Source organism: Streptomyces sp. NPDC059455, from assembly GCF_042750115.1.
GTDB classification, from domain to species: Bacteria; Actinomycetota; Actinomycetes; order Streptomycetales; family Streptomycetaceae; genus Streptomyces; species Streptomyces endocoffeicus.
The window spans coordinates 15,067-36,923 of record NZ_JBHYVB010000039.1 but is presented as its reverse complement, the minus strand read 5'-3'; the positions used below and the strand labels follow the sequence as shown (position 1 = coordinate 36,923).

19 protein-coding genes and 1 pseudogene are annotated in these 21,857 nt (G+C 73.2%); 12 read left to right on the top strand and 8 right to left on the bottom strand.

Annotation, left to right across the window (positions count from 1 at the left end):
- The first annotated feature begins 125 nt into the window (after positions 1-125).
- Complete coding sequence (locus ACFXB5_RS16595) at positions 126-2,552, top strand: right-handed parallel beta-helix repeat-containing protein (protein ID WP_385207987.1); 2,427 nt, start codon at positions 126-128, stop codon at positions 2,550-2,552.
- Here ACFXB5_RS16595 and ACFXB5_RS16590 read toward each other — a convergent pair.
- On the bottom strand, positions 2,522-4,906 hold the full coding sequence (locus ACFXB5_RS16590; RefSeq protein WP_385207985.1) for a hypothetical protein: 2,385 nt from the start codon (positions 4,904-4,906) through the stop codon (positions 2,522-2,524). The two genes, ACFXB5_RS16595 and ACFXB5_RS16590, sit on opposite strands and share 31 nt — an antisense overlap.
- A gap of 202 nt (positions 4,907-5,108) precedes the next feature.
- On the opposite strand from ACFXB5_RS16590, the gene ACFXB5_RS16585 reads away from it, so the two are divergent.
- Together ACFXB5_RS16585 and ACFXB5_RS16580 are read left to right on the top strand one after the other, a co-directional pair.
- A complete protein-coding gene (locus ACFXB5_RS16585; protein WP_385207983.1) occupies positions 5,109-5,954 on the top strand; it encodes a DeoR/GlpR family DNA-binding transcription regulator in 846 nt (281 codons plus the stop codon).
- 24 nt (positions 5,955-5,978) lie between these two features.
- Positions 5,979-6,449, top strand: coding sequence for an SRPBCC family protein (locus ACFXB5_RS16580; RefSeq protein ID WP_385207981.1), 471 nt, complete (start codon positions 5,979-5,981; stop codon positions 6,447-6,449).
- 81 nt (positions 6,450-6,530) lie between these two features.
- Here ACFXB5_RS16580 and ACFXB5_RS16575 read toward each other — a convergent pair whose 3' ends face one another.
- Positions 6,531-7,679, bottom strand: coding sequence for a PLP-dependent cysteine synthase family protein (locus ACFXB5_RS16575; RefSeq protein ID WP_385208054.1), 1,149 nt, complete (start codon positions 7,677-7,679; stop codon positions 6,531-6,533).
- 152 nt (positions 7,680-7,831) lie between these two features.
- Between ACFXB5_RS16575 and ACFXB5_RS16570 the strand changes: the two genes are divergently transcribed.
- Both ACFXB5_RS16570 and ACFXB5_RS16565 read left to right on the top strand, forming a co-directional pair.
- The gene (locus ACFXB5_RS16570; RefSeq protein WP_020873483.1) at positions 7,832-8,167 is read left to right on the top strand and encodes a hypothetical protein; all 336 of its coding nucleotides are present in this window, start codon (positions 7,832-7,834) and stop codon (positions 8,165-8,167) included.
- 184 nt (positions 8,168-8,351) lie between these two features.
- A pseudogene (locus ACFXB5_RS16565) lies at positions 8,352-8,807 on the top strand (ATP-binding protein); the annotation flags it as partial.
- Positions 8,808-9,137: 330 nt separating this feature from the next.
- Here ACFXB5_RS16565 and ACFXB5_RS16560 read toward each other — a convergent pair.
- On the bottom strand, positions 9,138-9,440 hold the full coding sequence (locus ACFXB5_RS16560) for an SHOCT domain-containing protein (RefSeq protein ID WP_385207978.1): 303 nt from the start codon (positions 9,438-9,440) through the stop codon (positions 9,138-9,140).
- 241 nt (positions 9,441-9,681) lie between these two features.
- On the opposite strand from ACFXB5_RS16560, the gene ACFXB5_RS16555 reads away from it, so the two are divergent.
- Positions 9,682-10,269, top strand: a complete 588-nt coding sequence (locus ACFXB5_RS16555; protein WP_385207976.1) for a DUF4865 family protein — start codon at positions 9,682-9,684, stop codon at positions 10,267-10,269.
- 12 nt (positions 10,270-10,281) lie between these two features.
- On the opposite strand, the gene ACFXB5_RS16550 is transcribed toward ACFXB5_RS16555, so the two are convergent.
- Positions 10,282-11,511, bottom strand: coding sequence for an ROK family protein (locus ACFXB5_RS16550; protein ID WP_385207974.1), 1,230 nt, complete (start codon positions 11,509-11,511; stop codon positions 10,282-10,284).
- Positions 11,512-11,528: 17 nt separating this feature from the next.
- On the opposite strand from ACFXB5_RS16550, the gene ACFXB5_RS16545 reads away from it, so the two are divergent.
- The 5 genes from ACFXB5_RS16545 to ACFXB5_RS16525 all read left to right on the top strand — a co-directional run bounded on the left by ACFXB5_RS16545 (position 11,529) and on the right by ACFXB5_RS16525 (position 15,453).
- Positions 11,529-12,785 carry an MFS transporter gene (locus ACFXB5_RS16545; RefSeq protein WP_385207971.1) on the top strand — a complete coding sequence of 419 codons (1,257 nt, stop codon included), beginning with the start codon at positions 11,529-11,531 and terminating at the stop codon, positions 12,783-12,785.
- Positions 12,786-12,837: 52 nt separating this feature from the next.
- Positions 12,838-13,575 carry a maleylpyruvate isomerase family mycothiol-dependent enzyme gene (locus ACFXB5_RS16540; protein ID WP_385207968.1) on the top strand — a complete coding sequence of 246 codons (738 nt, stop codon included), beginning with the start codon at positions 12,838-12,840 and terminating at the stop codon, positions 13,573-13,575.
- A 181-nt stretch (positions 13,576-13,756) separates the two neighbouring features.
- Positions 13,757-14,287 carry a DUF4442 domain-containing protein gene (locus ACFXB5_RS16535; protein WP_385207965.1) on the top strand — a complete coding sequence of 177 codons (531 nt, stop codon included), beginning with the start codon at positions 13,757-13,759 and terminating at the stop codon, positions 14,285-14,287.
- Between the two features lie 6 nt (positions 14,288-14,293).
- Positions 14,294-14,536, top strand: a complete 243-nt coding sequence (locus ACFXB5_RS16530) for a DUF6332 family protein (protein ID WP_385207963.1) — start codon at positions 14,294-14,296, stop codon at positions 14,534-14,536.
- Entirely contained in the window at positions 14,536-15,453 is a 918-nt protein-coding gene (locus ACFXB5_RS16525) for a DUF2797 domain-containing protein (protein ID WP_385208051.1), read from the top strand. The genes ACFXB5_RS16530 and ACFXB5_RS16525 overlap by 1 nt, the downstream gene beginning before the upstream one ends.
- 112 nt (positions 15,454-15,565) lie before the next feature.
- On the opposite strand, the gene ACFXB5_RS16520 is transcribed toward ACFXB5_RS16525, so the two are convergent.
- The 3 genes from ACFXB5_RS16520 to ACFXB5_RS16510 all read right to left on the bottom strand — a co-directional run bounded on the left by ACFXB5_RS16520 (position 15,566) and on the right by ACFXB5_RS16510 (position 19,061).
- A complete protein-coding gene (locus ACFXB5_RS16520) occupies positions 15,566-16,231 on the bottom strand; it encodes a response regulator (RefSeq protein WP_385208049.1) in 666 nt (221 codons plus the stop codon).
- 41 nt (positions 16,232-16,272) lie between these two features.
- Positions 16,273-17,508 carry a sensor histidine kinase gene (locus ACFXB5_RS16515; protein ID WP_385207960.1) on the bottom strand — a complete coding sequence of 412 codons (1,236 nt, stop codon included), beginning with the start codon at positions 17,506-17,508 and terminating at the stop codon, positions 16,273-16,275.
- A 347-nt stretch (positions 17,509-17,855) separates the two neighbouring features.
- A complete protein-coding gene (locus ACFXB5_RS16510; RefSeq protein ID WP_385207957.1) occupies positions 17,856-19,061 on the bottom strand; it encodes a geranylgeranyl reductase family protein in 1,206 nt (401 codons plus the stop codon).
- A gap of 170 nt (positions 19,062-19,231) precedes the next feature.
- Here ACFXB5_RS16510 and ACFXB5_RS16505 point away from each other — a divergent pair, with 170 nt between their 5' ends.
- Entirely contained in the window at positions 19,232-20,593 is a 1,362-nt protein-coding gene (locus ACFXB5_RS16505; protein ID WP_385207954.1) for a dipeptidase, read from the top strand.
- A gap of 56 nt (positions 20,594-20,649) precedes the next feature.
- On the opposite strand, the gene ACFXB5_RS16500 is transcribed toward ACFXB5_RS16505, so the two are convergent.
- Positions 20,650-21,684: an NUDIX domain-containing protein gene (locus ACFXB5_RS16500; protein WP_385207951.1), complete on the bottom strand. Its 1,035-nt coding sequence runs from the start codon at positions 21,682-21,684 to the stop codon at positions 20,650-20,652.
- Positions 21,685-21,857 lie beyond the last annotated feature (173 nt).

The window sequence follows — 21,857 nt, the reverse complement described above, 5'->3', positions numbered from 1 at the left end:
CAGCCACGTCAACTCATGGCGCCTCGCGCACGCTACGGTGGGGCATTCCATATGCGCAGCGGCAGTCAGCAGCGGCGGTCCGGCGCGCACACCGGCAACGCACGAGGTGGGGGCACAGCAGCACCATGGCACAGGGCTCGGTCGTCCAGGTGACGCACAGCGGAACGTCGCGGTGGCGGCGCCGCACCGGAGAGTACGCCTCCCTCACGGCGGCCCTGGAGGCCGCCGGGGACGGTGACGTGCTCTCCATCTCGCCCGGCACCTACCGCGAGAATCTGGTGGTGGGCCGGGCCGTCACCCTGCGCGGGCCCGAGGGCTCGGCACGCGGTTCGGTGCGGATCGCGCCGGTGGACGGAGTCGCGCTGACGATACGTGCCTCCGCCGTGGTCCAGGATCTGCATGTCGAGGGCCAGGACTCGGCCGCCCCCGCGCTGCTGATCGAGGACGCCACCCCGGAGCTGACGGACGTACGGGTGGCCACGCGATCGGCAGTCGGTATCGAGGTGCGCGGTGGCGCCCGCCCAACCGTGCGGCGCTGCACCGTGGACAACCCCGCGGGCGTCGGGCTCAGCGTGCTGGACGGCGCGGGCGGGGTGTTCGAGGAGTGCGAGGTGGTGGCCGCCGGGCAGTCCGGGGTGGCGGTGCGCGGCGGCGCCCGCCCGCGCCTGGACCGCTGCCGGGTGCACCACGCGTCCGGGGCGGGCTTCTCGCTGACCGGCGAGGGCTCGTCGCTGGAGGCCGTGGGCTGTGAGGTGTACGAGATCCGGGGCGCCGGGGTACAGGTCTCCGGGCGCGCGACCGGGCATCTGACCGACTGCCGGGTGCACCGGACGACGACCGACGGGGTCAACCTGGACACGGACGCGGTGCTCACGCTCGCCGACTGCGAGATCCATGACATCCCGGAGAACGCGATCGACCTGCGGTCGCGTTCGGTGCTGACCCTGACCCGCTCCACGGTGCGCCGGTTCGGGCGCAACGGCCTGTCGGTGTGGGACCCGGGCACCCGGGTGGACGCCAACCAGTGCGAGCTGCACGAGAGCACCGGCGACTATCCCGCGGTGTGGGTGAGCGACGGGGCGACCGCCGTGCTCGACTCGTGCCGGGTGCGCGAGGTGCCGGACGCGCTGTTCGTCCTGGACCGTGGGTCGCGGGTCGATGTGGTCGACAGCGATCTGTCCCAGGTGCGCTCCACCGCGGTCTCGGTCAGCGACGGGGCCATCGTCCAGCTGGACGACTGCCGCATCCGGGAGGCGGCCACCGGGGCGTGGTTCCGCGACCACGGCAGCGGCGGCACGCTCGCCAACTGCACCATAGACGGCGCGGCCACCGGAGTGATCGTCACCAAGGGCGCCGATCCGACGGTCGAGCGCACCACGGTCTCCGGGCCGACGGAGGCCGGTTTCTATGTCTCCGCCGAGGGCCGCGGCACGTTCACCGGCTGCCGGGTGACCGGCAGCGGGGGCTATGGCTTCCACATCATCGACGGCTGCCGCACCACCCTGACCCGGTGCCGTACGGAGCGGTGTGCGCGCGGGGGCTACGAGTTCTCCGAGGCGGGGCCGATCGTCGAGGACTGCACCAGCGACGAGAGCGCCACCACGGCGCTGGGCTCCCCCACCCAGCCCCAGGTCACCGCGCCCGCAGTGGAGACCGCCTCGACGGGCGGGCTGCTGGGCGGCGTCCCGGCACAGCGCGCCGCCCAGACCTCCGCGCCCGCCGCCGAGCCCCCGGCCGCCGTCCGCCCGTCCACGGCGGTGCTGGGCGAACTGGACGCGCTGGTCGGGCTGGAGAGCGTCAAGCGCGAGGTGCGGGCCCTCACCGACATGATCGAGGTGGGCCGGCGGCGTCAGGAGGCCGGACTCAAGGCCGCCTCCGTCCGCCGCCATCTGGTCTTCACCGGCTCCCCCGGCACCGGTAAGACGACGGTCGCCCGGCTCTACGGGGAGATCCTGGCCTCCCTCGGGGTGCTGGAGCGCGGCCATCTGGTGGAGGTCTCCCGGGTGGACCTGGTCGGCGAGCACATCGGCTCCACGGCCATCCGCACCCAGGAGGCGTTCGACCGGGCGCGCGGCGGAGTGCTGTTCATCGACGAGGCGTACGCCCTCTCCCCGGAGGACTCCGGCCGGGACTTCGGCCGCGAGGCCATAGACACCCTGGTCAAGCTGATGGAGGACCACCGGGACTCGGTCGTGGTCATTGTCGCGGGGTACACGGCGGAGATGGAGCGCTTCCTGTCCGTCAACCCCGGTGTGGCCTCCCGTTTCTCCCGCACCATCACCTTCGGCGACTACAGCCCGGAGGAGCTGCTGCGGATCGTGGAGCAGCAGGCCGAGGAGCATGAGTACCGGATCGGCGACGGGGCGTCGGAGGGGCTGCTGAAGTACTTCACGGCGCTCCCCAAGGGCCCGGCGTTCGGCAACGGCCGCACCGCACGGCAGACCTTCGAGGCGATGGTGGAGCGGCACGCGGGCCGGGTCGCCCAGCTGAGCGACCCGACCACGGACGACCTCACACTCCTCTACCCGGAGGACCTGCCGGAGCTCATCTGACCGGCTGCCTCCTCCTCCGCCGGTGGCGGCGTCTGCTCCGGGAGCCGGGCCAGCAGCCCGGCTCGCTCCCGGTCGAAGACGGGGTCGGCCTGGTAGTCGCCGTGCCCCAGGATCGACGCGGGCAGCGGATGTTCGGTCGTACGGCCGTAGGCCAGCGGGTCCTTGAGCGCGTCGCAGTCGACCTCGGGCCCGCTGCCGTCGGGCAGTTTGATGGGGCCGCCGATCGGGTCGGTGTAGCGCCACAGATTGCGCCAGCAGCGCACCTCGCCGTGGAGCGAGAGCAGCTGGGTGGGCCCGAAGTAGGCGGGGAACCAGCGCCCGTAGAGCCGCTCCAGTGGTGAGCCGTAGGTGAGCAGCGCGACCTGGCCGCGGGTGCGGTGGTCCACCTGCCAGACCGCGGCGGCGGCCAGCACACTGCCCTGGGAGTGGCCGGAGATGACCAGCCGACCGCCGTGCCGGCGGGTCCAGGTCTCCATCCGCCAGGTGAGATCGGGCACCGCCCGCTCGGCGTAGCACGGCGGCGCGAAGGGGTGGGCGGCGCGCGGCCAGAAGGTGCCCACGTCCCACAGGATGCCGATGGTGCGGCGGGCGGAGGGGCTGCGGTAGGCGCGGCGGGCGAAGGTGACCAGCATCAGGAAGGCCAGCCCCATCAGCCAGGAGCCCAGTGCCTGCGCGGTCTGGGCGGCGGCGTCCACGGCCCCGGGCGCGCCGTCGGCGGCCCGCCCCGGCACCTCGTCGGTGACCCAGGCCGCGGTGACGGCCAGGGCTCCGAACAGCAGGGTCAGCAGCGCGACCGGGCCGACGATCCAGGGGGCGGAGTCGGTGAGGCCCGCGCGGGCGATGGTGCCCGCTATCCGCCGGGTGCGTACGGCGTCGGGCCGCTCCCCCGGATAGCCGTCCATGATGGTCGGCAGCAGCCGGTTGCGCACCCGCCACACCCTTACGGTGAAGATCACCAGCAGGACGACCAGGACCAGCAGCAGCGCGGGGATGGCCGTGGCCAGCCAGGTCAGCAGCACCGGCGGCGCTATCCCCGGCCCCTCCCCCGGGGTGCCACCGCCGTCCAGCCAGTCGGCGAAGCGCTGGGCGACGCCACCGGCGAGCACCGCGCCGAGCCCGCAGGCGAGCACGGCGACGGCGGGCCCGGCGAGCCCGTACAGCGGGGTGCGGCCGGGCGCGGCCCGGTGCAGGACCAGGGCGCACACCGCCATGGTCACGATCAGCGCGCCCTCCCCGATGGCGATGGCGCAGAACGCCTGGTTGCCCGGCAACTGGTCGGTGGAGACCCAGCCGGGGCGGGACCAGCCGGCGTACAGGACGGAGAGCGCCAGCACCGCGAGGGCCGCGCCGGGCAGCGCGGTGATGGTGAGGCGGTCCAGCTCCCCGTCGACTTTGGACTCGCTGCGGCCGCGGTAGCACACCACGGCCACCACCGTGACCGCGCCCGCGCAGAGCAGCGTCAGCAGTGCCCAGCCCGCGGTGTCCTGAAGCCCGCTGCCGCCCGGTTCGCGGTCGTAGGTGGTGGTGGGCAGGGTCAGGCCGGCCGCGATGGTGAGGAAACCCGCGGCGGTGTGCGCCGCGCGCAGCCGGGCGACGATCCTGCGGCCGTACCAGAAGCCGGGCAGGCACAGCGCGGGGCGGTTGCCCGCCTCGGGGGCGGACTCGTCGACGGGGCGCTCCAGCGGCGGGGAGGCCTCGTACGCGCTCCAGGTGCGGTTGGACAGGTACCACAGCAGCCCGGTGAGCGCGCCGGGCAGCACCGCGGCGAGCGCGAGCCTGCGGCCGGGCTGGCTCCACCAGCCGTGGTTCTCCGGGGACAGGAAGCCGAGCCAGGACTTGCCCCCGGCGCAGTCGGCCGAACCGGCGCACTGCCAGGCGACCAGGTCCAGGGCCACCTCGCAGGCTCCGGCGATCAGCAGCACGGTCAGGGTGAGCGCCACGAGCCGGACGAGCAGGCCGTAGGTGCGCACGGTCCGCTCCCGCCGGTCGGCCGGGGGCCGCATCCAGTGGGCGAGGTTGGCGACCATGAACGGCAGTAAAAGCAGCCACAGGGCGCGGGAGCTGTTCCCCGAGGTGAGGTTGCACCAGACGTACGCCTCACGGATCGGGCCGTCGCGGTCCGGGCCCTCGCGGTCCTCCGGCGGGCGCTGCTCGGCGTCGATGTCGTCCGCCCTGCGGTAGACCGCCGCGGTCTCGTCGCCGGTGACCAGGCTGGTGCGCGGATCGCCCAGCATCTCCTCGGGGGTGGTGCCGCCCACTCCGTGGACGAGGAGTTCCAGATCGGGTGGTGGTGCCCCGCCCTTGCGGGCCGTCATCGCCTGTTCCGACGCGTCGGCCGGTGTGTCCGTACGCATGGTGGATGGCACCGTGTCCCCCGATCCGGTGTGGTGCGGTCGTTCTGGCTCCAGGATTGTGCCCATCGGTCACCTTCCCCGACCCTGACACGGCGGGCGTGGCGAAATCGTAACCCTGGGTGCACCGGCGCCCGGCTGTCCTCGCCTCATGCGAAGATGAACGCTCGGGCGACGAGGGCCGACCGGAGGGAGACGTGGCAGGGTGAGCGACAACCAGAACCTGCTCGCGGAGCAGCGGCGTGCCCTGATTCTCGATGAGGTCAGGCGGCGCGGCGGGGTGCGGGTCAACGAGCTGACACGCAAGCTCAATGTCTCGGACATGACGGTTCGTCGCGATCTCGACGCGCTGGCCAGGCTGGGCGTGGTGGAGAAGGTGCACGGCGGGGCCGTGCCGGTGGCCGAGGCGAGCACGTACGAGCCCGGGTTCGAGGCCAAGTCGGGCCTTGAGCTGAGCGCCAAGGAGGACATCGCCAAGGCGGCGGCCGCGATGGCCACGCCGGGCACCGCGATCGCCCTGGCCGGGGGCACCACGGCCTTCGCGCTGGCCCAGCAGCTGCTGGAGGTGCCCGATCTGACAGTGGTCACGAACTCGGTCCGGGTGGCCGATGTGTTCTACAACGCCCAGCGGTCGGCGGCGCTCGGCGGGGTGGGCCCACGTCCCGGCGCGGCCATCGTCGTGCTCACCGGCGGGGTGCGGACGCCGTCGGACACGCTGGTGGGGCCGGTCGCGGACGCGGCGGTGCGCTCGCTCCACTTCGATGTGCTCTTCCTCGGCGTGCACGGGATATCGGTGGAGGCGGGTCTGTCGACGCCGAATCTCGCCGAGGCGGAGACCAACCGCCACTTCGTCAGGGCCGCGCGGCGGGTGGTGGTGGTCGCGGACCACACCAAGTGGGGCACGGTGGGGCTGAGTTCCTTCGCCTCGCTGGACCAGGTGAACGCGCTGGTCACGGACCCGGGGCTGCCGGAGGAGGCGCGGGCGGAGATCTCCGAGTATCTGCCGGAGCTGGTGGTGGCGGGCGAGCCGGTCCGCACCGCAGACATCTGACACCCCGACAGTTATCGTGTGTCCATGACACACCGGTTGCGTTCCGTCGGGCTGGAATACGCCGAGACCGCCCCGGTGCGGCTCGTCTTCGTCGCGAAGGTCTCGGCCGCTCCAGAGGCGGTGTTCGAGGCGTTCACCGATGTCGAGGGCTGGCCGCGGTGGTTCCGGCAGGTGAAGGACGCCCGCTCCACGGACGGCGGCAAGGGCAGGGAGATCCGCCTCGTGGGCGGCGGCCGCTTCCGCGAGACGGTCATGGCGGCGGATCCGCATGAGCGCTACGCCTACCGCGTCGACGAGACCAATGCGCCGGGGGTGCGGGCGCTGCTGGAGGAGTGGACGCTGCGGCCCTCGGACGGCGGGACCGTGGTGCGCTATGTCTTCGCGGTGGACGGCACGGCGGTGCTGCGCGGTGCCGTACGGGCGATGCGGCCGGGTCTGCGGCGCGCGTTCCACCAGGCGGTGCGGAACCTGGACCGGATGGTGGCGGCGGCCTGACGACGGCCGTACGAGCGTGACAGCAACCGTAAGGGCGTGGCGGCGGCCCTACGCGCGTGGCGGCGGCTGTAAGGGCGCAGGTCAGTCCGTCCAGTCGCCGGTGGCGAGGAAGATGTCGAGCGTCTTCACATACGGCTCGATGTCCAGCCCCTGCTCCTCGAGCCACGCGTCCGAGTAGTACTTGTCCAGATACCGCTCCCCCGGATCGCACAGCAGCGTCACCACGCTGCCGGTCCGCCTCTCGGCGACCATCTCCGCGACGATCCGCAGCGCGCTCCACAGCCCGGTCCCGGTGGAGCCGCCCGCCTTACGGCCGATGGCCCGCTCCAGGGCGCGTGCGGCCGCGACGCTCGCCGCGTCCGGGACCTTCATCATCCGGTCGATCGCGCCCGGTACGAAGCTGGGCTCCATCCGGGGGCGGCCGATGCCCTCGATGCGTGAGCCCTGGTCGCTGGAGGCGTGGGCGTCGTGGTGGACCCAGCCGTCGAAGAAGCAGGAGTTCTCCGGGTCGGCGACGCACACCCGGGTGTCGTACTGCATGTAGCGGACATAGCGGGCGATCGTCGCCGAGGTGCCGCCGGTGCCCGCCGTGGCCACGACCCATGCCGGTTCGGGATAGCGCTCCAGACGCAGCTGCTGATAGATCGACTCGGCGATGTTGTTGTTGCCGCGCCAGTCGGTGGCCCGCTCGGCGTAGGTGAACTGGTCCATGTAGTGACCCCCGGATTCCGCCGCGAGGGCGGCGGACTCCTCGTACATCGTCCGTGGGTCGTCCACGAAATGGCACTGGCCGCCATGGAATTCGATCAGGCGGCACTTCTCCCGGCTGGTCGTGCGGGGCATCACCGCGATGAAGGGCACCCCGATCAGCTTGGCGAAGTACGCCTCGGATACGGCGGTCGAGCCGCTGGACGCCTCGATCACGGGCTTGCCCGGCCGGATCCAGCCGTTGCACAGCCCATAGAGGAACAGCGAGCGTGCCAGTCGGTGCTTGAGGCTTCCCGTGGGGTGGGTGGACTCGTCCTTGAGGTAGAGGTCGATCCCCCAGCGCTCGGGCAGCGGAAAGCTCAGCAGATGGGTGTCCGCGGACCGCTGGGCGTCGGCCTGCACCTTACGGACGGCTTCCTTCAGCCACTCGCGGTAGCCGTGGTCGCTGCGATCCACGTCAATCGTCTCGATACTCCCGCGCGCCGTGCCGTCCAACGCCCACTCCTCCTGCTTGTGCCTCATGCCCAGCCCAGGTGGCATACTCATGCCGTTTCGATCCTCATTGTCCCCCAGTGCGCCCTGGTGTCCGGGGCCGGTGACGGGCACACTGCGCAACAGGGAAAATGAGAGGCGGCGGCACAGTGCCAGTCGGAGCCATCGGGGAGGCGGTTGTGATGGCCGATACGGAGTTCAACGCCAGGGGAGTGCGGATCGAGCGATTCCTGCGCTCGGTCACCCGCGCCGGACAGGTCATGATCAAGGACGGCAGGCTGCAGTTGCTGACCAGTTACGGCAGCGAGATCGACAGCGCGCCCGTGCAGTCGGTGCGCGCGAGCAAGCCCTGGTTCGTGGACGGGGACCAGGCCATGGCCACCGTGAACGGCACCCGGTACCGCCTCACCCTCGGCTCGCAGGACGCCAAGTCCACCTCGGCCAAGTCCGGCTCGGGCGCCGCCAGCCGCTTCCTCGACGCCGTCCGGTCCGCCCGGGGGCACGCCTCGAAGAGGTGAGGCGGCCGAGTTGCGCGTGCGCGCGGTGGGACCGACCCTGGACGAGTATCAGTATCACTGAGGGTCAACAAGCGGTGACGCTGAGAACCGTCCCACCGGTCGCGCCCAGCAGCCACCACTGCTGAACGTGTTCGTCGCCCGCATCTGAATCAGGCTAGCCCCACGTCTTCAGGGAGTCGCAGCCGTGATCAGTCGTCCTAGCAGGCATTGCACGGTGGAGCTGCAGGCCCTGCCGTCGCGGATCGGACAGGTCCGCAGAATCGTGTCGGCGCAGTTGCGCTACTGGCATCTGGATCCGCTCATCGACCCGGCGGCGCTCGGCGTCACCGAACTGCTCACCAATGTCCATCGGCACGCCGAGCCGGACAAGCAGTGCACGGTGGAGATCGCTCTCATGCTGGACCGGCTGACCGTTTCGGTCCGCGACCAGGATCCGCGACTGCCTCGCGTTCAGGCGTGCGATCCCTTCGCCACCCATGGCAGGGGGCTCGCGTTGGTCGCGGCCGTCAGCCAGAGCTGGGGGATGCACGCGCGGGACGACGGCGGCGGGAAGGTCGTCTGGTTCACGCTGGCCGTGCCGCGGCCCACCGCCACCGCCAAGCCGCCCTTCGCCTCGCACGGAACGGGCCGCACCGCCCCGCCCCTTCGCACGGACGCCTCCCGTCCGGCGCCGGCACCCACCGTGCCCCTCACCGGCCCCGCGCCCACGGCCGAGCCCGCCACCGCCCCGGCACCGGCGCCCGCCGCCCCGGCACCCATCGCACCGGCACCGACGCCCGCACCCGTCGCCCCCGAACCCGTCGCCGCGGCACCGGCCCCCGCTGCCGCCGCTCCGGCGCCCGCGGTGCGTGAGCGGGCCCCCGCGGCCGCCCGGTCGGCAGCCTCCCGCTGAGCATGCGAGCGTCCCGCCTCCAGCGAGGCGGGACAGCCCGGATACATCCGGCGGCCCCTACCGCCCCGGCCTCCGCCGTCAGAGGGCCCCGCCCTTCGCCGCATGGCGGCCGAACTGCTCATCCAGGACCGACAGTCGGCGCCAGTACTCGTCCTCGTCGATCTCACCGGCCGCGAAGCGACGACCCAGCACCGCGATCGGCGATCGCTCGCCGAAGTCCACGGGGCCGGGGCCGTGCCGCCAGGGCGCGCGGCCACGCCATCCGGCGCGCCGCAGCACGAAGACCGCGCCGCCGACGACCAGCGCCCACATCAGCGGGACGAGCAGAATCCACGGTCCGGGGCCATCGCCGTCGGCGAAGCCGTGCGCCAGGGTGTTCATGGTGATCGCGCTCCTCGGGAGTGGGTTTCTCATGGCCCTCATCTCGTGGCCACTTACGAGGATCACTCCCTTACGGTGCCCTGGTCGTCGTACGGCCGACGACAGTTCCGGTACCTCCCGGGGAGTACGTGCACCGGCTCGGCCTCGCTCTGTACCTACTAGTGTGTACGATCGAAGGCGCCGAGAACGAGCCGAGAACGAACAGGCGCGCGAACACACGCCCTACCGACAGGAGTTACCGATGCTCGCCATGCAGTACCGGATCACCCTGCCCGCCGACTACGACATGAAGATCATCCGGCACCGGGTGGAGACGAAGGGGCCACTGCTCGACGACCTCTCAGGGCTGGGCCTCAAGGCGTACGGCATCCGGGAGCGCGGTGTGGACGGCTCGCCGGTCCATCAGTACGCGCCGTTCTATCTGTGGACCGCGCCCGAGGCCATGAACCGCTTTCTGTGGGGCCCCGGATTCCAGGGCATCGTCCGGGACTTCGGCAGGCCCCCGGTCGAACACTGGCAGGGGCTCGGCTTCGAGCGGGGCCCCGCCGCGGGCACCGTGCCGCGCGCCGCCACCCGCTACGCCGAGCCGGTCCCGGCCGCCGCCGATCCCGCCTCCGCCGTCGAGGGCGCGCTGGCGCGGCTGGCCGAGCGCGCCCGTAAGGACGGCGTCCACACGACGGCCCTCGGCATCGACCCACGCGGCTGGGAGTTGATCCACTTCACGCTCTGGGCGGAGTCGGCACCGCCCTCGGAACCCGGCGACCGCTACCAGGTGCTCCATCTGTCGACCCCGGACCTGGACGCGCTGCCCCGGGGGCGGCACTGGTGACCGCAGAGCGGCTCAGCCCACGCCCAGGGCCGCCAAGGGGTCGTCCAGCATCGGCTGCCACGCCAACTCCGCCGCCCCGACCAGGCTGTTGTGGTCCAGTGTGCACGGCAGAATCGGCACGCCCCCGCTCCGGCCCCACAGGCTGCGCTCCGCCACCACCGCGCGCAGCCGCTCCGGGTCTGCCTCCAGGAGCTCGCGGTGCAGCCCGCCGAGGATGATGCGGTCCGGGTTGAGGATGTTGACCAGACCGGCGAGCCCGAGGCCGAGGCGGTCGATGAGCTGCTCGGTGGCCGCCCTTACGGACGGCGCCGTGGCGTACTCCTCACGCAGCAGATCGCGGGCCTGCTGCAGCAGGGACACCTCCGGGCCCGGCTCGCGCCCGGCCGCCGTGAGGAAGGCGAGCGGATCGGCCTCGATGTCCAGACAGCCGCGGCTGCCGCAGTGGCAGGGCGGGCCCTCGGGGTTGACGGTCAGATGGCCCACCTCGAGGGCGAGCCCCGCGCTGCCCGTGTGCAGCCGTCCGTCGAGCACCAGCGCGCCGCCGACGCCCCGGTGCCCGGTGGCGACACAGAGCAGATGCTGGGCGCCGCCGCCCGCGCCATGGCGGTGTTCGGCGAGCGCGGCCAGGTTGACGTCATTGCCCGCGAAGCCGCTGACCGGCTCGCCGTCGCCGCCACGGATCCCGGCCGCGGCCAAGCTGCGGTTGAACAGCTCGCGCACCGGAGCGCCCGCGGGCCAGGCGATGTGCAGCGGGTTCAGGGCGGTGCCCTCCGGTTCGGCGACCGCGGACGGGACGGCGAGCCCCGCGCCCACACAGCGGCGGCCGGTCTCCCGCAGCAGCCGGACACCGGCCTCGACGACCGCGTCGATCACATGCGCCGGGTCGGCGGGCACGGTCATACAGCCGGGCGCGGTGGCCACGGTCTGCCCGCCGAGCCCGACCAGCGCCGCCCGGAAGCCGTCGGCGTGCACCTGGGCGGCGAGCGTGACCGGCCCGTGAGGGGCGATCGACAGCCGGTGGGAGGGACGGCCCTGTGCCCCGGCGGCCCCGAGCGGCCGTGAGTCGACCTGGATCAGGCCGAGCGCCTCCAACTCGGCGGCGACGGCGCCCGCGGTCGCGCGGGTCACCCCGAGTTCGGAGGTGAGCACGGCGCGGGTGGGGGCGCGGCCGGTGTGGACGAGTGCCAGTGCCGGGCCAAGAGCGCTTCGGCCGCGCTCGAGCCTTGTCCGTGTCTGGGTCACGCCTCTATTCTCACTTTGTGCCGACTCCAAACAAAACACGGACGGCCACTCCGGGCGCGCGCCGCTCCGTCTCCACGGATCGCGACCTCACCCGACTCCGGGCCGCCATCACCGCGTTCTTCTTCCTCGATGGATTCGTGTTCGCCGGGTGGGTCGCCCGGATCCCCGCGATCAAGGACCAGACGAGCGCCTCGGAGGGCGCGCTGGGGCTGGCGCTGCTCGGCGTGTCGGCGGGCGGTACGGCCACGATGATGGCCACCGGACGCCTGTGCCGCCGCTTCGGCAGCCATCCGACGACGGTGGCCGCCGGTGTACTGCTCGCGGGCTCGGTCGCGCTGCCGCCGCTGACCCACTCCGCGCTCGCCCTCGGGCTGGTGCTGCTGGTCTTCGGCACCGGGTTCGGGGCACTCAACGTGGCCGTGAACAGCGCGGCCGTCGACCTCATCGCCGCCCTGCGCCGCCCGGTCATGCCCGCCTTCCACGCCGCGTTCAGCCTGGGCGGGATGGCCGGGGCGGGGCTGGGCGGACTCCTCGCCGGCTCCCTCTCCCCCACCCGTCATCTGTCGCTGCTCGCGGTCTTCGGGCTGCTGCTCGCGGCTGTCGCGGGACGGACGCTTATCTCGCTGCCGGTGCCCACGCCGCGGGGCGGCACGGGGCCCGCGGCCGAGTCGGAGCGGTCCGCCGACCTCGATTCGTCCCCCGGCGCACGGCGGCCCGGCCGCGCCCGGTGGCTTGTCGCCGTGTTCGGCCTGATCGCGCTCTGCACGGCGTACGGCGAGGGCGCCATGGCCGACTGGGCCGCGCTCCATCTGCACCAGGACCTCGACGCGTCCGCCGGGCTCGCCGCCGCGGGCTACGCCGTCTTCGCCCTGGCGATGGCCATCGGGCGGCTGAGCGGCACCGCGCTGCTCGAGCGGCTCGGCCAGACCAGAACGTTGGTCGCGGGCGGTGCCACGGCCGCGGCCGGAATGGTGCTGGGCTCGCTCGCGCCCACGATCTGGCTCGCGCTGCTCGGCTTCGCGGTCACCGGGCTGGGGCTGGCCAACCTCTTCCCCGTCGCCGTCGCGCGGGCGGGCGCGCTGACGGGGCCGGACGGGGTCGCCGCGGCCTCCACGCTCGGCTACGGCGGCATGCTGCTGGGCCCGCCGACGATCGGCTTCCTCGCCGACTGGTACTCGCTGCCGGTCGCGCTCACCACGGTCGCGGCACTGGCGGCCGTGGCGGCCGTCGTCGCGTACGGCACGCGGAACGCCGCGCGCACGGCCGGAGGCTGACATTCCCCCGGTCCGGCCGGGCGTTGTCAGAGGCGGCTGGCATGATTCCGCCATGGAGACTCCCGAGTTGCTCGAAATCGTCGACCGCGAGGGCCGGTTGCTGGCCGACGCCGCGGCCGAAGCCGGAGTGGACGCCCTCGTGCCCACCTGCCCCGACTGGCGCGTCCGTGATCTGCTGTCCCACATCGGCCAGGTGCACGGCTGGGCCGCCCGGATCGTCGCCGAGGGCCTGACCGAGCCCGTCCGGCCGGCGGTCGAGGCGGCACCGGCGACCGACGCCGAGCTGGTGTCGTGGTACCGCGAGGTCCATGGCCGGCTGGTCGACGTCCTCACCCACACCGACCCGGAGGTGAAGTGCTTCACCTTCCTCCCCTCCGATGCCCCGCTGACGTTCTGGGCCCGGCGCCAGGCCCATGAGACGGCCATCCACCGGATCGACGCGGAGTCGGCGCGCGGCGGGGACTTCTCCCCGTTCACCCCGGAGTTCGCGGCCGACGGGGTGGATGAGCTGCTGGCCGGTTTCCACAGCCTGGACCGGTCCCGGGTGCGCACGGACACCCCGCGCACGCTCCGGGTGAGGGCCACGGACCAGGGCGCGGTCTGGACGATACGGCTGTCCCAGGACGCTCCGCGCACCGAGCGCCACGGCGAGGGGGCGGCCGACTGCGAGCTCAGCGGCCCGGCCCGCGACCTCTATCTCGCGCTCTGGAACCGGCTGCCGATCACCGCGCTGACCACGGAGGGGGACGAGAAGCTGGCCGAGCTGTGGCGGGAGCACTCGGGGATCTGATCTCCCGGCCGCTCGGGCGCGCCCACACGGCTCGGGGCGCGACCACACGGCTCGGGGCGCGCCCACACGGCTCGGGTCGCGCCCACCGCGCGGGTACGCGCGCCACTTGGCCGTGCCAACCGCTCGGGTAGGCCGGCCGCTTGGGTTACCGGCGAGTAATAACCCGTGTTAGTTTCCTGCCATGTCACGTCGATCGATGTCGCCGCGCGGACTGCGCCGCGCGATGAATTGGTGGCCGCCCTATCTCTTCGCCGGAGTGCGGGTCGTCCACCTCGCGGAGGACTGGAGCAGCGCCCGCGTCAGGCTGCGGCTGCGCCGCTTCAACTCCAACTACGTGGGGACCCATTTCGGCGGTTCGCTGTTCTCGATGAGCGACCCGTTCTGGATGCTGCTGGTGATGCAACGGCTCGGCCCGGACTACATCGTCTGGGACAGGGCCGGCGAGATCGACTTCGTCTCGCCCGGCCGCGGCGACGTGTTCGCCGACTTCAAGCTCACCGAGGAGCGGCTCGCGGAGATCCGCGAGGCCACGGCGGACGGCGGCAAGGCGCTGCCGTGGTTCGAGAACGAGGTGGTCGCCGCGGACGGTACGGTCGTGGCACGCGTGCGGAAGCAACTGTATGTGCGCCGGAAGCGCCATGACGGGCAGCGCGGGCCGGGGCCGGGGACGACCGACCCGGCGGCGGCCACCGGACACCAGGCGAAGGGCTGAGACGAGATGACCGGACCCCGTACCCAGGGCGAACGCGACGCGCTCACCATCGAGATAGTCTTCGCCCTGGTCACGGCCGGTCTGCTGGCGGCCGTGCTCTACGTGGCGGTCGCGAGCCCCGCTCTCTTCGGCGACCTGGGCCGGGCCCAGGAGCGGGCCTGGCACGGCGCCGCCTTCGCGGTGGCCACCATCGGATTCGCCGTCCGCCTGGTGCGGGCACTGTGGCTGTTCTCCCGGCAGCGGCGCTGATGCCCCAGGGCCGGAGCCAGGACCCGCGGCCCGCACGGTGGCAGTGCGCCGGGGCGCGCTGGGGCCGCGGCGGGCCCGCGCTGGTCTGGCGCCATCCGGCCCAGGGGGAACGGCTCTCCCCGCTGACGCCGGACCGCCCGCTCTCGTTCACCACCGGGCCCCGGCGTGCCTGCGTCGGCGTCCGCAGGGGCGCCCGGCACACCCCGTGCCCGGCCGGGGCCGAGGTCCCGGCCTCCGCCGTATCGGCGCAGTGCCCGGACTGCGCCCGGCTGGACCGCTCGTACTCCGTGGCCGCCGACACCCGTACGGACGATCCGCGCCCTTACGACGTCTATCTCGCCTGGTTCGGCCCGGAGTTGGTCAAGGTCGGGATCACCGCGGCCGAGCGGGAGGGGGCACGGCTGCTGGAGCAGGCCGCGCTCTCGTACTGTCTGCTGGGCCGTGGCCCGCTGATGGCCGCGCGCCGCGCCGAGGCGGTGCTGGGCGCCGCGCTCGGCGTCCCGGACCGCTTCCCGTACGCCGCCAAGCGCACCGCCCGCGAGGCCCCGCCGCCACCTGAGCGGCGGGCCGCCGACCTCGCCGCGCTCCACCAGCGGGCGCGCGGCCTGGGCGGTCTGCCGGAGTCGCTGGCCCTGGCCCCGTTCGAGCCGGTGCACCATGACGCGGCGTTCCATCTGGACCGGGTGCGCCCCGCACCGGGGCTGATCCGGCTCGTCCCCGAGACCACCGTGGCCGGTCGTATCGACGCCGTGGCGGGCCCGGACATCCATCTGAGCTCGACGGACGGCCGGGCCCTGCTGCTGGACACCCGGCAGCTGGCGGGCTGGCCACTGGCGGCGGCCGCGGCGGACGCCCCGACGACGGCGCCGGTGGCGCGGCGGGAGCGGGAGACGGAGGCCCCGGAGGGACTGTTCTGAGCGGAGGGACCGTTCTGAGCGGAGGAACTGCCCTTGGGGGAGGGCCGTGCTGGACGGAGGGCCACGCTGGGCGCGGGACCCGGAGGACAAAGCCCGGACCGCGGTGCCTCGCTCAGCCGAGCCACCCCGGCCGGACCAGGCCCGACTCATAGGCGAGCACGACGAGTTGGGCGCGGTCCCGGGCGCCCAGTTTGACCATCGTCCGGCTCACATGGGTCTTTGCGGTGAGTGGACTGACCACGAGCCGCCGGGCGATCTCCTGGTTCGACAGCCCCAAGCCGACCAGGGCCATCACCTCCCGCTCCCGTTCGGTCAGCTCCGCCAGCACCGCCGCGGGCGCGGGTTCCCTGGAGCGGGCCGCGAACTCGGCGATGAGACGGCGGGTCACCCCGGGCGACAGCAGCGCGTCGCCGCCGACCACCGCGCGCACGGCCCGCAGCAGCTCATCCGGTTCGGTGTCCTTGACCAAGAAGCCGGAGGCGCCGGAGCGGATCGCCTCGAAGACGTACTCATCGAGTTCGAAGGTGGTCAGCATGACCACCTTCACCTCGCCGAGGGCCGGGTCCCCGGTGATCCCGCGGGTGGCGGCGAGGCCGTCGAGCACCGGCATGCGGATGTCCATGAGGACGACATCGGGGCGCCGCTCCCGTACGAGCGCCAGCGCCTGCTCCCCGTCGGCCGCCTCGCCGACCACCTCGATATCCGGCTGCGCGGCCAGCAGGGCGTGGAATCCGGCGCGGACGAGGAGCTGGTCGTCGGCGAGCGCGACACGGATCACGGTCTCGGGCCCGTCCTCATCCCTCATGGGGTCTCCATCCCTCATGGGGTCTCCCTCCCACCCTTGAACGGGAGCCTGGCCCGGACGCGGAAGCCGCCGTCCGGGCGCGGGCCCGCCTCCACTGTGCCGCCGAGCGCGGCGGCCCGCTCGTGCATGCCGACCAGGCCGTTGCCGCCGCCCGTCGCCCCGTCCCCGGTCGCGGGGCCGTCGTCGTCCACCCGCAGCTCCAGCTCGCCGGGGGCATAGTGCAGCAGCACCCGGGCGTTCCGGGAGCCGGAGTGGCGGACGATGTTGGTCAGGGCCTGCTGCACGATACGGAACGCCGCGAGATCGGCGCCGGGCGGCAGGGCCGTCCGTACGCCCTCCGCCTCCACCCGCACCGCGAGCCCCGCGTCCGCCGCCTGCCCGGTCAGCTCCTCCAGCCGGTCCAGGCCGGGCGCGGGTGAGCGCGGCGCGGCGCCGGGCGCGCCGGAGCCGGAGGTCCGCAGGGTGTCGAGGACCTGGCGGACCTCGCCCAGCGCCTCCTTGCTGGCCGCCTTGATGGTGGTCAGCGCGGTGCGGGCCTGCTCGGGGTCCTGGTCGAGGAGGGCGAGCCCGACGCCCGCCTGGACGTTGATGACCGAGATGCTGTGGGCGAGGACGTCATGCAGTTCGCGGGCGATCCGCAGCCGTTCCTCGTCGGCCCGGCGCCGCGCCGCCGCCTCCCGTTCGGCCCGTTCCCGGGCCCACTGCTCACGCCGTACGCGGACGAGTTCGGACGCGGCCACGATCGCCATCGCCCAGGCTGTGATCACCAGCTCCTGGCCCCAGTCGACGGGCCCGTCACCGTCCGGCGGCAGCCAGCGGTAGAGCCAGTGGCCGATGAGCAGATGGCTCCCCCACAGCAGTCCGAGCGCGCTCCACGCGGCGACCCGCCGCCCGGCGGCGACGGCGGTCACGCAGGCGACGACGACGCTGAAGAAGACGGGCCCGTACGGATATCCGGCGGCGAGGTAGACCATCGTCACCGCCGCCGTGCCGACCACGACGGTCCCGGGCCGGCGATGGCGCATGAGCAGCAGCGCGGGCCCGGCGAGCAGCAGCACGGCGGCCGCGGGCCCGAGGTCCATCCGGTCGGGCTGTTTATGCGCGGCGAACCCCGTACCCACCAGTTGGACGACGGCGATGACGAGCGAGGAGCGCCAGGGCACGGCCGGACGCGATGGGCCGAAGGGCGCCCCGCGCCACCATCCGCCCGGCCGCTGCCCCGGGCCGTGCTCCCCCGTGAATCCGTGCATACGGGCAACGCTAAACCGGCGGGGCGCCCCCGGCGTCCCCCCTGCGCGGTGCCCGCGCCTACTCCCGGCGGAGTAGGCGCCCATGCCCTGCCGGGCAGATCGCGGGCCTGCCGGGCAGATCGTGGGCCAGGGCCGAGGCCGGGCCCTGAGCAGGTCGGAGGAAGTCCGCCACGATTCGGGCAGCGCCCCGAAAGGGCGCGGGGCTGTGTCGATGTGCGGCTCAGCCGCGGCTGTGTCGGATTGCGGCTCCGCCGCGGCTGTGTCGATATGCGGCTCCGCCGCGTGGGACCAGCCACGACGGCGCCGCGGTCGGCCGACGACGCTTCGCGACACGTCCAGCGGAGCGCTCAGCCCCGGTCCATCGCCCCCAGGGCGCGGCGGGCGGCCGGGTGGGTACGGACGAGGTCGCCCAGCGTGGTCGTACCGCGGGTGATCTTCGTGAAGGCGCGCCACGCCGGACGGAAGCCGGTGAGCGCCGCGTGGAACATCCCGGGGCGGCGGGCGAAGATCGTGTGCATTCGGCGGCCGACGCCCATCTCCACGCCGAGCCCCGCCTTGATCGCGAAGGCGTAGTTCAGGGCCTGACGGCGGGCGTCCACCGCGTCGTGCGCCTCGGCGACGCGCACCGCCCACTCCCCCGCGAGCCGGCCCGAGCGCAGCGCGTAGGAGATGCCCTCGCGGGTCCACGGCTCCAGCAGCCCGGCCGCGTCGCCGCACACCAGGACCCGGCCGCGCGACAGTGGCGAGTCGTCGGCGCGGCAGCGGGTCAGATGGCCGGAGGAGATGCTCGGTTCGAATCCGGCGAGGCCGAGCCGGGCGATGAAGTCCTCCAGGTAGCGCTTGGTACCGGCGCCCTCGCCGCGCGCCGAGATGACGCCGACGGTAAGGGTGTCGCCCTTGGGGAAGACCCAGCCGTAGCTCCCCGGCATCGGGCCCCAGTCGATGAGCACCCGGCCCGCCCAGTCCTCCGCGACGGTCTCCGGAACGGGGATCTCCGCCTCCAGGCCGAGGTCCACCTGGTCCAGCTTCACGCCGACATGCGCGCCTATGCGGCTCGCGCTGCCGTCCGCGCCGACCACGGCCCGCGCCAGCACGGTCTCACCGTCGGAGAGCACCACGGCGACCGTGCGCCGGTCGGGCACCGCCGGGCCGTGCTGCTCGACGCGGGTGACCGCGACGCCCGTACGGACCTCGGCGCCCGCGTCCTTGGCGGCGTCGACCAGGGCCGCGTCGAACTCCGGCCGGTTGATCAGACCGAAGAGCGCGTGCTTGGAGCGGCGGGTGCGGGACAGCTTGCCGTTCAGCGAGAATGTGACCGCGTGCACCCGCTCCCGCAGCGGCAGTTCGAAACCCGGCGGAAGGGCGTCGCGCGAGGGGCCGATGATGCCACCGCCGCAGGTCTTGTAGCGCGGCAGTTCGGCCTTCTCCAACAACAGCACCCGGCGCCCGGCGCAGGCGGCGGCATGGGCCGCGGAGGCACCCGCGGGGCCCGCGCCCACCACGACGACGTCCCATACCGTCTCATTGTCCGGGGCTGCGTTGTCGCTGCTCACGTGTGGATCCGCTCCCAATCGACCGACCTGATGCGCCTACCCGGCATCCTACGGCTCCCCGGCGGATGACCCCGCTGTGGGATGATCGGCCACGCGGCATCAAGCCGTACATACGTGCCCATCGCCGCGCATCCCGCCGCCGGCCCGTCGCACCCCAGGAGGGTCCCCCCATGGAGAAGGCGCCTCTCGCCGCCACCGTCGCCGCCCTGCAGCCGCGCGCCAGGGCCGAGCTGGCCGAGCTGGTGGCCTTCAAGTCGGTGGCGGACCCGGCGCAGTTCCCGCCCGGCGAATGCGAGGCCGCCGCCCGGTGGGTCGCCGACGCGCTGCGCGCCGAGGGGTTCGAGGACGTGGCACTGCTGGACACCCCCGACGGCACCCCGTCCGTCTACGGCTTCCTGCCCGGTCCGGCCGGTGCCCCGACCGTGCTGCTCTACGCGCACTACGACGTGCAGCCCCCGCTGGACGAGGACGCCTGGCACACCCCGCCCTTCGAGCTGACCGAACGCGACGGCCGCTGGTACGGGCGGGGCGCCGCGGACTGCAAGGGCGGTGTGATCATGCATCTCACCGCACTGCGCGCGCTCAAGGCGAACGGCGGGGTCCCGGTCAACGTCAAGGTGATCGTGGAGGGTTCGGAGGAGCAGGGCACGGGCGGTCTGGAGCGCTACGCCGAGGCCCATCCGGAGCTGCTGACCGCCGACACGATCGTGATCGGCGACGCGGGCAACTTCCGGGTGGGGCTGCCGACGGTCACGGCCACGCTGCGCGGGATGACGCTGCTGCGGGTCTCGGTGGAGACCCTGGAGGGCAATCTGCACTCCGGCCAGTTCGGCGGGGCGGCCCCGGACGCGCTCGCCGCGCTGATCCGCGTCCTGGACTCGCTGCGCGCCGAAGACGGCTCGACGACGGTCAAGGGCCTCGACGCGGACGCGGTGTGGGACGGGCTGCAGTATCCGGACGAGGAGTTCCGCAAGGACGCCAAGGTGCTCGACGGGGTCGGGCTGATCGGCTCCGGTACGGTCGCGGACCGCGTCTGGGCGCGCCCGGCGGTCACCGTGCTCGGCATCGACTGCCCGCCGGTGGTCGGCGCCACCCCGTCCGTCCAGGCGGGCGCGCGGGCGCTGATCAGCCTGCGGGTGCCGCCGGGCGTGGACGTGGCCGAGGCCAACCGGCTGCTCGCCGACCACCTCCGGTCCTCGGCGCCGTGGGGCGCGCGGCTTTCGGTGGAGCAGATCGGCGAGGGCCAGCCGTTCCGCGCGGACACCACGAGCCCGGCGTACGCGGCGATGCGGGAGGCGATGCGCCTGGCGTACGACGGCCAGGAGATGGCGATCGCCGGGCAGGGCGGCTCGATCCCGCTGTGCAACACACTGGCCTCGCTCTACCCGAAGGCGGAGATTCTGCTGATCGGGCTGAGCGAGCCGGAGGCGCAGATCCACGCGGTCAACGAGAGCGTCTCACCGGAGGAGTTGGAGAAGCTCTCGCTCACCGAGGCGCTGTTCCTGGGGATGTACGCGGCGGGCAAGGACTGAGGCCCCCTCGCCCCGCACCCGGTCGGCGGGCGGCCCCATGGGCTGGGCCGGCGTGGTCAGCCCATGGGGACGCCCGCTTCGAGATACAGCGGGCGGCCCTGCTCACGGGCGCGCAGCGCCCAGCGCAGCCGGCTCAGCCGCACCGGTGGCAGCAGCGCGGCGGCCTCGCTCTCGGTGACGAAGCGCCAGCCGCGCAGTTCGGAGCGGGGCAGCAGCACCTCCTGGGCGGCCGCGCTGGAGAGCTTGCCGCCGTCGAAGAGCAGCCGCAGGCCCCCGTAGCCGGGCGGCTGGGGGCGTTCCCAGTCGGCCACCAGCAGCCGCAGCGGTTCGTCCAGCCGTACCCCCAGCTCCTCGGTGACCTCGCGCACCCCGGCGCACATCGGGGGTTCGCCCGGTTCGACGACACCGCCGGGGAACTCCCAGCCGGGCTTGTAGGTGGGGTCGACGAGCAGCACCCGGTCCTCCTCGTCGAAGAGCAGGACCCCGGCGGCCAGCGTCTCCGCCCTCGGCTCCGGGGTCTGCACGATGTCGCAGGTCCCGGCGCCCTCGCGGACCGCGTCGGCGATGTGCTGGGCGGTCTGGCGCGGGGTGAGCCCGGTGGTGTCCACGACATGGGCATCGGTGGTCAGCCAGGTCAGGGCCGCCCGGTAGGGCGCGAGATGGGCCAGGCACCACTGGCGTACGGACTCGCTCGCGTCCGCGTCCCCGGGTATCTCCTCGCGTTCGGCTATGCGCTCGCGAAGGATCGTTTCATCGGTGTGCAGCAGAACATGCCGTACGGGGATGCGACGGGCCGCGAAACCGCCGAAGATCTCATCCCGGTACTCCTGTCTGAGGACCGTCATCGGGACCACGAGCGGGCCGCCGACCTCCGCGATCAGCGCCGCTCCGGTGTCCACCACCAGCCGGCGCCAGGAGGGCAGATCCTGGTAGTCGGACACCTGCTCAAGACGTTTCCGCGGGAGCATCATCCGCAGACCGTTACCGACCAGTTCCGGGTCGTAGAACGTACTGCCGGGCATGAAGTCCACCAATTCGCGGGCCGCGGAGGTCTTACCCGCACCGAAAGCACCGTTCAGCCAGACGATCACATTTCCCCCTATTCCATCGCCTCCTGACAGTTGCCCGCATCACCCTGTCACGGAAACGCGCGAAGACGACCGAGTGACGGATCGCGTCGCTCCGGACGGGTTGGGCGCGGGACGCGGGGCGGTGCGGGGGCGCATGGTCGGGGATCGTGTGGCCCTTGTGCCACAGGGGTCAC